This is a genomic window from Deltaproteobacteria bacterium (assembly GCA_016223005.1).
Classification (GTDB): Bacteria; Desulfobacterota; GWC2-55-46; order UBA9637; family GWC2-42-11; genus JACRPW01.
The window spans coordinates 1-11887 of sequence record JACRPW010000022.1 but is presented as its reverse complement, the minus strand read 5'-3'; the positions used below and the strand labels follow the sequence as shown (position 1 = coordinate 11887).

Below are 11887 nucleotides of genomic sequence, written 5' to 3'. Positions count from 1 at the left end.
TTAAAGGATATCTTTGTAATAGATACATCGCCATTCCCAGGCGAGACCGCAATATATGCGGATTTAGTTGTTCCTGACCACACATATCTGGAGAGGTATCAGGATACGCCTATTTATCCGACATACGGTTACCCAACCACAAATTTAAGGACGCCTGCGATACAACCGCTTTATGATACAAAATACATTGGTGACACAATAATAGAGATAGGTAAGCGGCTGGGCGGCAAGACAGGAGAGTATTTCAATGCTATTAAGGATTCTGTAAATGTCCTTAAACACCTTGCAAAAGGTTTTGAAAGCGCCCCCGGAGATAATGGCGTTAAAGATTTTAAGGGATGGGAAGAAAAGGGTTTTTGGGCAAAGAAGCCTTACCATTGGAAACGGCGCAAATCTTCCTTTAAGTATAGAACAGTTCCAGCCTTATGTTGGAGGCAGGAAAGGCACATATCTTGAGATGCACCCAAAGACAGCCATAGCAAGGAAAATCAATGAAGAAGACAGGGTTAAGATAACAACCCCGCTTGGCTCCATAGAGGCAAAGGTAAGATATTATGAAGGCTGTCAGGAGGATGTTGTGGTTCTTCCATTTGAGTTTGGACACTGGGCAATGGGCAGATGGGCAAAAGGGAGAGGCTCTGCAAACTCCAATGAGATTATAGAAAATGTCTCCGACCCTATATCGGGTCTTGCAAGTTATAATGCAAGTTTGTGCAAGGTGGAAAAAATTTGATAATCAAGACTAAAGTCTTGAGTTACAGTAATAATCAAGACTAAAGTCTTGAGTTACAGTAACTCAAACCTTTAGGTTTGATAGGATAAATCTGAGGAGGATAAAAATGTCAAGATGGGGAATGGCAATAGATTTGGCAAAATGTGTGGGCTGTCAGGCATGCAGCGTTGCCTGCAGCATGGAAAATACAAGGGTTCCCGGAGAAAACTGGCATAAGGTCATATTTATGAATGAAGGGGAAACCGGGACAAAGAAGTTTACATGGTATCCCCGTCCCTGCCAGCACTGCACAGAGGCCCCTTGCACAAAGGTATGTCCTGTAAGGGCTACACGGAAGAGGAAAGAAGACGGCGTGGTGCTTATAAACTGGTATAAGTGTTTGGGATGCCGCTATTGCGTTATGGCATGTCCTTATGGCGTGAGATGTTATCCTGAAGTAAAACCTTTATTAGAGCCTGATATTAAAGAGGTCTATCATGGACGAAGGGCAAAACTATGGGATCCGCCGTATCAGTTGTCAAGAGAAGAACAGGACGGCAAGCGAGGGACAGGCATACCGCCTAAAGGTGTTGTAACAAAATGCACATTCTGCGCCCACAGGACAGATAGGAAAGAGATGACCCCTGACAGAGACCCTGTAAAAGACAGGGACTTTACACCTGCATGTGTTATTGCGTGTCCTGCATCAGCAAGGTATTTTGGGGATATTGACAACCCTGAAAGTGAAGTAAGTAAGAGGGTGGAGAGAAAGGGCGCTTATCGTTTAAGAGAGGAACTTGGCACAAAGCCGCAGGTTTTTTATGTGAAATAAAAAAACCGTGATGAATGAAATAACAAAAAGGAGATTATAACCTATGAGCAATCTATTTAAAGTATGGATAGGGCTTTTAGCGCTTGGTGTTTTACTAGGTCTTTATACTACATTTCAGATATTCACAATAGGGCATGGCGAACTTGCCAATACAACGCAGCTTCTGCCGTGGGGCTTGCAGGTTTCAACATACATATACCTTGCCCTTACAAGCACAGGGTGCAGTTTTGTCTATTGTCTTGCAACACTGGGAGGCGTAGATAAACTTAAACCGATTGTTCCACGGGCGGTTTTGCTTGCCCTTTTGACAATTATAGCAGGTTTCACGAGTTTGAGCCTTGAAATCGGAAGGCTGGAGAGGTTAGCAATAGAATTTATTGTAAATCCAAATCTTACCTCCCCTATGTGGTGGATGGGTGTTTTCTATACAATGTATATTGTTGTGCTCATGATTGAATTAGCCGCGATGATATTCCATATTGAATGGCTGATGAAGGTCGGCAGCGTTGCAGTTCTGATTACTGCTATAGCAGGGCACTCAACACTTGGCAGTGTTTTTGGCGTATTAGAAGGCAGAGGATATGGTTTTGGGGCGCTTACTCCGATATACTTCCTTATGATGGCATTTTTAGGCGGTGCATCTCTTATACTTTTGGTTTCATGCCTTATAAGCATATTTAAAGGGTCTAACAAAGAATTTGACGAGGCAGTTACTACACTCCGCAAGGTATTTCTGGCATCAGTTGCAATAGCATTTCTTGCAACAGTATGGCGTTATGTGGTTGGTGTATGGGTTTCAGACCCGTACTATGATTTATTTGACCTTGGGTTTAATAAATTTTTGAAATTCAGTTTATTGCTGGGCATGATTGTGCCTGTTCTTATTGTTGTATTTCAAAAGAAGGCAGGCATTGGACTTGCCCTTGCCCCAATAATTGTCCTTGTTGTTCAGTTTATTGACAGAAATACACTTATAGTCGGCATACAGAAAATCGCACTTTTGCAAGGGGTGTGGGAGCCGCGCATACTTCCATATACACCCGCGCCTGTTGAGATTAGTGTAGTAATATTTGTTATGTCTATCATCGGCATTATCTACTCGATAGCGGAACAAAGAGGTTTTCTTGAAAAGATAAAACATTGAGCATGTAACTCAAACCTTCAGGTTTGATAATCAAGGCTGAAGCCTTGAGTTACAAAAACTTCTATGAATACAGAAGCCTTACATAACTATCCTATTGTCAAACAGGAATACTGTGTCATGCGTTATAAGTGTGTGAACTGTGTTGCGGTATGCAGGGCAAGGGCTGTCAAGGCAGTGCCGTATTATGCTGATTCTGACTGCGGTGCAACCGTTGACAGGCTGGAAAGCAAAAAGGCGGCGTTTATCGAGCAGGAGTCATGTGAAAGGTGCGGCGTATGTTATCAGGTATGCCCCACAGGAGCGATAGAGGATAAGAATGCAGAGGCTTATATGAAAGAGGCTCTTTCATCAGCAGGTGAAGGTAAAAATATAGTGTTTGCCTGCACACATACAGGACTTACCACAACCCTCAACTCCGAACTCCAAACTCTGAACTCTGAACTTATTTTTGTCCCTGACCTTTCAATAATATCATGGAGGGATGTTTTCAAGATCATGTCAATGGGCAGCCCTGTAATGATGTTTGGGTGCGAGGATTGCGCGCAGACAAGCCATTTTAAGCAGATGGAAGATATATTTGCCAATAGTTGCTATGAAGGGGTATTCAGGTTCTATGACAATAAAGAGCAAGTGTCAGGCATCGGGTATCAGGAGGTATCAGATAAAGGGCATATTTTAGATGAAAATATCCTTGAACAGGTAATCACCTCATACACAGGCAAGATACCATTTCCCGGAACTGCATGGGTGGATATAGGCGAAAGATGCACCCTTTGCCGAAACTGCGCAAATGTATGCCCCACAGGAGCGCTCAGAACCAAAATGAAAGATGGCAAGACCGCGCTTTTGTATGAACACAACCTCTGCAAAGGGTGTCCAATATGTGAAAAGGCATGTCCTGAACGATGCATAACAATAGACAGGAGATTGAGACCGGACAGTCTTTTTACCGTAGATAATAAATGCGAGAAGAATCTCTTATTATGCAGGGGATGTGATGAAATTATAGCAACTGATGCTGTTTTTGAGAGGATAAGAAATATCTTGACAGCGCATGGACAGAGTGCAGAACAGTTGGAATACTGCCCTGATTGCAAGGCAAGGGGGCTTGGAGCGGGAAGGAATAGTTCAAGGGTTGAAGAAAACTCCGCAACTTTGATGTAAAATCGAAGGGGTTGTTTTTTCAACCAAGTAAAATTAAATTAAATACAAAAGGAGGTGGTGATTTAGATAGTGTTTTGGAAAGGAAGCAGAAACAGAAAATAATCGTTTAATTCACTAAGGAGGTAAATTATGGCAAGAATGACTTTTGTAATGGATGCAACGCGCTGTATAGGCTGTCAGGCATGCACAGTTGCTTGCAAAGCGGAAAATGATGTGCCGCTTGGGGTGTGGAGGACGCAAATCAGGGCAAAGGAGACAGGCAAATATCCAAATGCCAGACGACACTTTTATCAGTGGATATGCGCCCAGTGTGGAAACTGTGCTGAGGCATCATCAAACAATGGCGTTGGCGCTGTTTCCAGAAGGCCTGACGGCATAGTTGTAGTTGATTATGAGAAACTTACAAAGGGCAGAAGCAAAAAGCAGATTGATACAGAGATAGATGCTGCAATAGAGGCGTGCCCAATCGGCGCATTCTCAAGGAATCCATTGACAGGACTGCCGGAAAAATGCACACAGTGCGCTCACAGGGTTGACCAAGGACTTGTCCCTGCATGCGCCCAGACCTGCATTGGAAGGGCAAGAATTTACGGCGATGCTGATAATCCGAAGAGCGAGGTTGCAAGGGTTTTAGCGACATCTGATGCAAGACCTGCTCCGCCAAATGACTGCGGCGACCCATATGTATTTTACATAGGGCTTGACGGCAGACTGGTTGACAGAGGCGCATTAGAGGGCTTTGCTCAGGTAAAGACTGAAGACCTTGTTTCTGGTAAGATAAATCAGGTAACAAACAGTCTTGGCGGGAAGTAAAAAGATAACTAGGTAACTCAAGGCTTCAGCCTTGAAAAAAACTCAAACCTAAAGGTTTGAGGGACAGTTTGCTAAAAAATTAAGGAGGTAAAATCTATGGAATTAACCAGAAGAAGATTTATGCAAATAGGCGCTGCTGCTGGCGCAACTGTAGCCGTTAGCGGTCTGTTTTCAGAAACAGAGGCAATGGAAGTAGAGCTCGGCGGCAAAGGTGTTGCAGTTGATAAAGGCGCTGGTATAGGAAGCAAGGGGAGCGGTTTTGATAAGGTGGTTCCTTACACCTGTCTTGTGTGCAACATAGAAGACGGCGGTCTTGCCTATATTAAGGACGGAAGGGTAAAGAAACTGGAAGGTAATGACAAGCATGTTTCAACAAGGGGCAGGCTCTGCGCAAAGGGCAATGCTGGCATAGGACATGTATATGACCCAGACAGAATCCTCTATCCTTTAAAGAGGACAGGTCCAAGAGGAAGCGGACAGTATAAGAGGATTTCATGGGATGAGGCTATCTCTGAGGTTGCTGCCAATCTAAAAAAGGTAATTGACAGCGGTCATCCAAATGAAATTATGGTCCATTGGGGCAGGGACAGAAGCGGCGGCGCATATGGCAGGTTTATGAAGACACTTGGAACAAGCACAGGCATAAACCATACATCCACATGCGAATCCTCAAAGAAAATCGGCATGGAGCATACATGGGGTCCTGACATTGAAACACCTGACTTTGCCAATACAAAGTATATCCTGAACTTTGGCAGCAACATCCTTGAGGCAGCATACTTCCATAATCCGTATGCCCAGAGGGTTGTAGAAGGAAGGGCAGAGGGACATGCAAAACTGGTAACAGTTGACTGTCGTCTTTCCAACACAGCAGGCCGCTCAGACGAGTGGTTATCTGTATTCCCGGGCACGGATGCTGTAGTTGCATTGGCAATGGCAAATGTGATTATGTCAGAAGGGCTGGCTGACACAGAGTTTATAAACAACTGGACAAACTATCCGGCAGACAAACTTGCTGCTCATCTGAAGCAGTATACGCCTGAGATGGCTGAGAAGTATTCAGGCGTTCCTGCGGCAGACATCAGAAGGATAGCCATAGAATTTGCCAGTGTAAAGCCGGCAACAGTATATACCTACAGAGGACCTTCAAAACACCTCTACGGCTCATATGCTGAAAGGTGCGTAATGCTCCTCCCAATCATCACAGGCAATGTGGAGAAAAAAGGCGGATACAACCTGCCAAGGGGTATGGGTTATGGACAGCCCGGCGATGGACCAAAAGGCGGGAGCGAGCCAAGTTTCCTCTCCTCGCACCCTGATTATCCATTAGCAGGACACAAGGTTTCGCATCTTGTTCCTTTCTGGATTAAGGAAGGGAAGCAGAAGGTCAGCGTGTATATAAATTATATGACCGCTCCTGCATATACATACCCTGCTGCAAGCGTATGGAGAGAGGTTCTGTCTGATGAGAATCTATTCAAATTCAATGTTACATTCTCAAATCAGATGAATGAGAATACAGCGCTTATGGATATAATCCTGCCTGATGGTTCATATCTTGAAAGGTGGGACCCGGAAAGCATGCCTTCAAGCGCATGGCCATGGGTTGGCATTAGACAGCCTGTTATAAAACCTCTGGGCGAGGCTATAGAGGTTAGAGGGGTTTTCCAGAAAATCATCCACAAGATTGACCCGGACGGCAGCAAGGGCATGAAGAAGTCATGGAACTTCAAGGATGGCGAGGATTATGTAAAACAGCAGTTCGCAGGCGTAAAAGGGCTTGATTGGGATAAGTTCAAGAAAGACGGCGTATTCCCGATTTATGGAAAACTTGACCCTGCAACAGGCAAAATTGCAGGGAAAGATGGAAAGCCGATTACAGCCCAATTTGGCGACCCATACAAAGAAACCTCGGATGGCAAGGCGAATGTTGGCGGTAAAAAGTATGCGGGCTTTGGCACAGGAGATGGGAAAATCAACATCTATGCAGAAGGATACAAGAAGTATGGATTCAATCCTCTGCCTGTGTTTAAGGCAAATCCATTGCACTGGAATATGGATGGCTCATCTAAACTCTCCGGAGACCAGATGATACTTACAACATTCAAATGGAATGTCCATGTCCAGTCAAGGACGCCTAATGTCAAGTGGCTGACTGAGATGGTTCACAGTAATCCTGCATGGCTTAATGCAGGGACAGCGGCAAAACTTGGCGTGAAGAACGGCGACTTAATCAGGATTACCAGCGGCGTTGGCTACATAGTAACAAAGGTAAGGGTTACAGAGGGGATTCATCCGATGGTTATTGCAGTATCCAATACATTTGGAACCAAGTTCGGCAGATTTGCAACTGCAAACAAGATGGGCGGAGAAGGTCAATTTGGCGCTGGAGATGACCCGGATTTAAAGAATATCTGGTGGAAGTCAGAGGGTGTGAACCCCAACTATATCATCCCTGCTATGGCTGACCCGATCGGCGGAAGCGCATCATGGTATGATACAGTTGTAACTGTAACTCGTGCGCAGTCAGGGGACAATCTTGGGGACACCAAGGCTGACAGTGCAAAGCACTTTGACCTCTACAAAGAAGGCATGAGGTATGCATACACAGGCGACAAGCATCTTGAGATGCATCCTGAGTCAAAGGGGATGAGTCTGCCAAAGCCTGAAATGGGAAAAGGGCATTAAGAGCAGTTAAGAGTGTTGAGTGAAGAGTTTTGAGAAAAACTCTATCCCGAAGCAAACAAAGGTAGGGCAAGCCCATGGTAGATTCTTATCAGGGTTTGCCCTATTTTTTCTTGAAAAAAGTTCTGTTGTCAACAAATAGATGTCCGCGCAGCTTCTTTCTTCTCCTTTGCCCTAATCTTCCCCTTGCCGCTTCTTCCTGTGCCTGTCTGCCTTCGGCACAGGCAGATAAGATGTCTTTCTGTCCATGTCCCATATATCTCTTCAAATCTCATCAACAGAACCTCCTGTAACATCTCTGTCCGTCTCATGGTCTCCTCCTTAATTTATAGGAAACCACAAGTAGGACAATTCATGTGCTACAAATGAGGACAGTTTATGTGTTACTGACATTTCAAAAATTTTACTTGACAAGTTTAAAAATAATGTTATACTTAAACTGATTTTAAAGTTAAGTTTAATTTTGTAATGCAACTATTTACTATAAGTGAATATCTAGATTGGCAAATAATAAGGAAATCTGATGGGCATAAAGACCCCTGACCTCTTAAAACTAATTGATATACCAAGACAAAAACTCTACTACCTTGAGCAAAAGGGCTATATCACCCCTCAAAAGATTGTAATAGGTGAAAAGGAATTCAGGCAGTACAGCGAGGAAGATGTAAAAAGGATTACATGTATCTGGGGGTATCTCAAAAAGGGGTTTAAATATAAGATAGCGTATGAAAAGGCAACTGAGGAATTGAGCAACCCGCAGATGGACCTGATAAAAATAGAGAACTCAACAAAAGAAAAAGAGGAGGAAAGATGATAGAGCCTGCAATGAGTGCAGAACCCCCCAGTAATAACGCACTTAATCTGACGATTGAAGATGAACTTTTAAGAGATACTCACCCCGCTTTCTGGAATGAATGGCAATGGCAGGTCAAAAACCGTATTACAACACTTGAACAGATAAAGCCTCTTATAAAACTTACCCATGAAGAAGAAGAAGGCATCCAAAGGTCAGGCGGCAGGCTGGCAATGGCAATAACGCCATATTTCTTTTCACTCATAGATAAGGAAGACCCTGACTGTCCTATAAGAAAGCAATCCATACCACTCATAGATGAGTTCAGGATAGAAAATTGCGATATGGTTGACCCATGCGGCGAGGATAACCATTCTCCTGTTACGGGTCTTGTCCATCGCTATCCTGACAGGGTTCTTCTCCTTGTTACAGATTCGTGTGCTATGTATTGTCGTTACTGCACAAGACGAAGGATGGTGGGCGATGAACATCCACCGATGTCCATTGAAAGTTTTGAAGAGGCTTTTAAGTATATCAAGTCAAAACGCACCATAAGGGATGTGCTAATATCCGGCGGCGACCCATTGATGCTGAAAACAGAACACCTTGAATATTATCTTCAAAAACTTCATTCCATCTCCCATCTGGATATTATAAGGATTGGCACCAGAGTCCCTGTAACACTGCCAATGAGGGTGGATGATGGACTTATTGCAATGCTTAAAAAATATCATCCTGTTTATATGAGCATCCATTTCACCCATCCAAAAGAGATAACACCTGAAGTAACTGCGGCATGTTCAATGCTTGCTGATGCCGGCGTACCACTCGGAAGCCAGACTGTTCTCCTCAAGGGTATAAACGACAGACCTGCCACAATGAAAAGGCTTGTGCAGAAACTCTTATCCATAAGGGTAAGACCTTATTACTTATACCAGTGCGACCTTGCTGTTGGCACAGGGCATTTCAGGACACCTGTGTCTGCTGGAATAAATATAATTGAAAAACTGAGAGGACACACAACAGGTTATGCAGTGCCTACATTTGTTGTTGATGCGCCGGGAGGCGGAGGAAAGATACCTGTTGGTCCTACATATCTAATCTCTCAGGCAAAGGGTAAGGTAACCCTTAGAAACTACGAGGGGAAGATATTTGAATATTTTGAGCCTCAATGATTTTTGTGTAGTATAAATCCCGATTTGGTTTTCTAAATCGGGATTTGGATAGATAGGTTGTTTGATGGTGTTGGTTCATTGTAAACCCCGTTAGAAAATGCCATTCTAACGGGGTTTACATTTTATCCCTTTATCTGCAAGACAGTAATTCCAGTTCAAGAAGTTTTTTCTTTATTTCTAATCCGCTGCTGTAACCACCAAGCCCTTTATCTGATGCTATTACCCTGTGGCATGGGATTATAATAGGGATAGGATTTTTGCCGCATACATTTCCAACAGCCCTTGATGCATTGGGTCTATTTATCATCTGTGCAACATCTTTATATGAAACTGTCCTGCCATAAGGGATTTTTAGTAGTGCATTCCAGACCTCTTTTTGAAATGATGAGCCTTGAGGACAAATTCTAAATTTCATAAAATCAACACAGACCCCTTTAAGATATTGCTTGATGGCACCTGCAACAGGTTCCATAACAGCATCATTCCTAACGACAGATAGTCTTTGTGATTCTTTCAACTCTTTTTTGAAGTCCTCTAAACTACCGTTAATTATAAGCCTGCAAATACCTTTAGAGGTTGCTGCTATAAATATCTTGCCAATGATAGAATTAAAGGAGGTAAACACGATTTTCTGATATATGTCTCCTGCCATGAATATTATTCGCTTACAGATTCAAGCATTGGGAGGGATTTAATAATAATCTCTTTTCGCTTTATATCTATGATACCAGCATCTTTAAAACCTTTAAGAAGTCTTATTGAAGTTTCCTGAGTGATGCCCAGTAACTCCGCTATATCAAGACGGGAAAGGTTTAGATTTAGTTTGATCTTGCCGTCCTTTGGAACCCCATAGTCTTTAGCAAGGGTTGATAAGAGATGAGCCATCTTTTCCCTTGCAGTCTTTAAGCCCATTTCACCTATCTTGTCATATGCTGTTTTGAGTTCCTTGCTCAAGGCAACAATTATCTTTTTAGATATTACAGGATATTCTTCCAATATCTTAAAGAATGCCATCTTTTCTATAAAACACAACTCACAGTCATCCATTGCTGCAGCAGTATTTGTATACCGCCTCTCATCATAAAATACCTCCATGCCTATTATCTCGCCTGGTTCGGCTATCTTTATAATCTGTTCCTTCCCGTCCTTTGATGTCCTTATTATCTTGATTCTTCCTGATTTGACAATGTGAAAACCATGGCACGGGTCACCCTCCCAGAAAATCACATCCTTTTTCTTGTGAAGGGATAATATAATTATATCCTTAAACCTTTCAATCTGTTTATCAGAAAGGTCAGAAAACAATGTATTGTCTTTAACAACACATTTGCAAAGATGACATACTGAATTCATAAAACCCGTTTATTTTTTAATTATCATTGAAGGCTCTAAACCTTGCTCACAAACCCCTTTTGGCACAATGTATGTATCAGGATAGTCACTGTATATTTCATCATCGGAATTTTTTTTTACATCTGCAGTCTTTTGAGGTTTTTCAGTCTTACCGCTGTTTTTAATCCATCCGTTGATTCCGCCTTCAAGGTCAATGATGCCTTTTATGCCCTTTCCAGCAAGTATCTTCTTTGCCCGCATGCTTCTTACACCCACAGTGCAGTAAAGCACAACATTGTCCTTGTGTGGGAAATCTCTCATATCGTAAAACTTATCAACAGGCAGATTTATCGCACCCGGAATATGTTCTTCATTGTATTCTTCAGGGGTTCTGACATCTATAAGTGTAATCTTCCCGCCCTTTTCTATCATAGATTTTAATTCAGAGGCAGTAACCCTCCCTGATTCAGCATAGATAGTTGTTAAAGGCAGTAGTATAAAAACAAAAAAGAATAAGGCTGTAATCTCCCCTCTATTTTTTCCTACAAGTTTCATATGCATCAAGCCTCCTCAATAATATGAGATAATTCTGATATTTTTATATATAATAGCATAAATTTAATATAATTAGCAAATTTTACCATCATCGGTTTTCATCATCGGTGGTAAAAATCGTTGTATCAAGAAAATAGTTTCGTGGCATTTTTTATGCTATATTTTTTTCTTGCATATTGTAAAAAATTTTGTTAAGTATTTAGTTTATGCTGATTTTACCTGTCTGCATATAGGTAATTAAGTCTATTCTATGGTACTGGTCATCTTATTGAATTCAGAGGAAAACATCTTGCATTTTACCTGTGGGTGATGACTGTACTGTAGATAAAATGTGTTTATAAATAAACTTTGGAGGGGTACCCGAGTGGCCAAAGGGGGCAGACTGTAAATCTGCTGGCGCTGCCTACGGGGGTTCGAATCCTCCCCTCTCCACCAGGAAAGTTTGGAGTTGAGAGTTTAGAGTTATTAGAAAAATAATGGTTTTAAGATTTCACTCTTAACTCCAAACTCATAACTCTTAACCGTATTTTTGCGGGTGTAGTTCAATGGTAGAACTCCAGCCTTCCAAGCTGGATGCGTGGGTTCGATCCCCATCACCCGCTACAGTGTAAAGTTGCAAGATTCAAGATGAAAGTTTGAAAAGACTTATGACTTGCAACTTGTAACTTTTAACTGTAGTTTG

12 protein-coding genes and 2 tRNA genes are annotated in these 11887 nt (G+C 42.5%); 10 read left to right on the top strand and 4 right to left on the bottom strand.

What is annotated here, in order from left to right; genetic code table 11:
• Positions 1-316: 316 nt before the first annotated feature.
• From HZC45_02725 to HZC45_02700, 6 genes are all read left to right on the top strand, one after another.
• The gene (locus HZC45_02725; GenBank protein MBI5682072.1) at positions 317-733 is read left to right on the top strand and encodes a hypothetical protein; all 417 of its coding nucleotides are present in this window, start codon (positions 317-319) and stop codon (positions 731-733) included.
• A 121-nt stretch (positions 734-854) separates the two neighbouring features.
• Positions 855-1544, top strand: a complete 690-nt coding sequence (locus HZC45_02720; GenBank protein ID MBI5682071.1) for a 4Fe-4S dicluster domain-containing protein — start codon at positions 855-857, stop codon at positions 1542-1544.
• 43 nt (positions 1545-1587) lie between these two features.
• Positions 1588-2688, top strand: a complete 1101-nt coding sequence (gene nrfD, locus HZC45_02715) for a polysulfide reductase NrfD (GenBank protein ID MBI5682070.1) — start codon at positions 1588-1590, stop codon at positions 2686-2688.
• Between the two features lie 63 nt (positions 2689-2751).
• Positions 2752-3852 carry a 4Fe-4S binding protein gene (locus tag HZC45_02710; GenBank protein MBI5682069.1) on the top strand — a complete coding sequence of 367 codons (1101 nt, stop codon included), beginning with the start codon at positions 2752-2754 and terminating at the stop codon, positions 3850-3852.
• 129 nt (positions 3853-3981) lie between these two features.
• The gene (locus tag HZC45_02705) at positions 3982-4665 is read left to right on the top strand and encodes a 4Fe-4S dicluster domain-containing protein (protein MBI5682068.1); all 684 of its coding nucleotides are present in this window, start codon (positions 3982-3984) and stop codon (positions 4663-4665) included.
• 96 nt (positions 4666-4761) lie between these two features.
• Entirely contained in the window at positions 4762-7353 is a 2592-nt protein-coding gene (locus HZC45_02700; GenBank protein MBI5682067.1) for a molybdopterin-dependent oxidoreductase, read from the top strand.
• A 128-nt stretch (positions 7354-7481) separates the two neighbouring features.
• Here HZC45_02700 and HZC45_02695 read toward each other — a convergent pair whose 3' ends face one another.
• On the bottom strand, positions 7482-7661 hold the full coding sequence (locus HZC45_02695; GenBank protein ID MBI5682066.1) for a hypothetical protein: 180 nt from the start codon (positions 7659-7661) through the stop codon (positions 7482-7484).
• A gap of 212 nt (positions 7662-7873) precedes the next feature.
• On the opposite strand from HZC45_02695, the gene HZC45_02690 reads away from it, so the two are divergent.
• Both HZC45_02690 and HZC45_02685 read left to right on the top strand, forming a co-directional pair.
• Positions 7874-8164 (top strand): MerR family transcriptional regulator, encoded by a 291-nt coding sequence (locus HZC45_02690; protein ID MBI5682065.1) that lies wholly within the window; start codon positions 7874-7876, stop codon positions 8162-8164.
• A gap of 11 nt (positions 8165-8175) precedes the next feature.
• Positions 8176-9318, top strand: coding sequence for a KamA family radical SAM protein (locus HZC45_02685; GenBank protein ID MBI5682064.1), 1143 nt, complete (start codon positions 8176-8178; stop codon positions 9316-9318).
• Between the two features lie 130 nt (positions 9319-9448).
• Here the strand turns inward: HZC45_02685 and HZC45_02680 are convergent, their stop codons facing one another.
• From HZC45_02680 to HZC45_02670, 3 genes are read right to left on the bottom strand one after another with little or no spacing between them, the layout of a single operon-like run.
• A complete protein-coding gene (locus tag HZC45_02680; GenBank protein ID MBI5682063.1) occupies positions 9449-9970 on the bottom strand; it encodes a methylated-DNA--[protein]-cysteine S-methyltransferase in 522 nt (173 codons plus the stop codon).
• A 5-nt stretch (positions 9971-9975) separates the two neighbouring features.
• Positions 9976-10671, bottom strand: a complete 696-nt coding sequence (locus tag HZC45_02675) for a Crp/Fnr family transcriptional regulator (protein MBI5682062.1) — start codon at positions 10669-10671, stop codon at positions 9976-9978.
• Positions 10672-10680: 9 nt separating this feature from the next.
• Positions 10681-11205, bottom strand: a complete 525-nt coding sequence (locus HZC45_02670) for a rhodanese-like domain-containing protein (protein MBI5682061.1) — start codon at positions 11203-11205, stop codon at positions 10681-10683.
• 350 nt (positions 11206-11555) lie between these two features.
• On the opposite strand from HZC45_02670, the gene HZC45_02665 reads away from it, so the two are divergent.
• Positions 11556-11640, top strand: a tRNA-Tyr gene (locus tag HZC45_02665).
• A gap of 96 nt (positions 11641-11736) precedes the next feature.
• Positions 11737-11807, top strand: a tRNA-Gly gene (locus tag HZC45_02660).
• The last annotated feature ends 80 nt before the right edge of the window (positions 11808-11887 follow it).

Bases quoted from the DNA above. Each gene is read 5' to 3' on its own strand.
- HZC45_02695 (MBI5682066.1), bottom strand. From the start codon at position 7,661: ATGAGACGGACAGAGATGTTACAGGAGGTTCTGTTGATGAGATTTGAA.
- HZC45_02675 (MBI5682062.1), bottom strand. From the start codon at position 10,671: ATGAATTCAGTATGTCATCTTTGCAAATGTGTTGTTAAAGACAATACA.
- nrfD (MBI5682070.1), top strand. From the start codon at position 1,588: ATGAGCAATCTATTTAAAGTATGGATAGGGCTTTTAGCGCTTGGTGTT.
- HZC45_02685 (MBI5682064.1), top strand. From the start codon at position 8,176: ATGAGTGCAGAACCCCCCAGTAATAACGCACTTAATCTGACGATTGAA.
- HZC45_02710 (MBI5682069.1), top strand. From the start codon at position 2,752: ATGAATACAGAAGCCTTACATAACTATCCTATTGTCAAACAGGAATAC.
- HZC45_02705 (MBI5682068.1), top strand. From the start codon at position 3,982: ATGGCAAGAATGACTTTTGTAATGGATGCAACGCGCTGTATAGGCTGT.
- HZC45_02670 (MBI5682061.1), bottom strand. From the start codon at position 11,205: ATGAAACTTGTAGGAAAAAATAGAGGGGAGATTACAGCCTTATTCTTT.
- HZC45_02690 (MBI5682065.1), top strand. From the start codon at position 7,874: ATGGGCATAAAGACCCCTGACCTCTTAAAACTAATTGATATACCAAGA.
- HZC45_02700 (MBI5682067.1), top strand. From the start codon at position 4,762: ATGGAATTAACCAGAAGAAGATTTATGCAAATAGGCGCTGCTGCTGGC.
- HZC45_02725 (MBI5682072.1), top strand. From the start codon at position 317: ATGGCGTTAAAGATTTTAAGGGATGGGAAGAAAAGGGTTTTTGGGCAA.
- HZC45_02720 (MBI5682071.1), top strand. From the start codon at position 855: ATGGCAATAGATTTGGCAAAATGTGTGGGCTGTCAGGCATGCAGCGTT.
- HZC45_02680 (MBI5682063.1), bottom strand. From the start codon at position 9,970: ATGGCAGGAGACATATATCAGAAAATCGTGTTTACCTCCTTTAATTCT.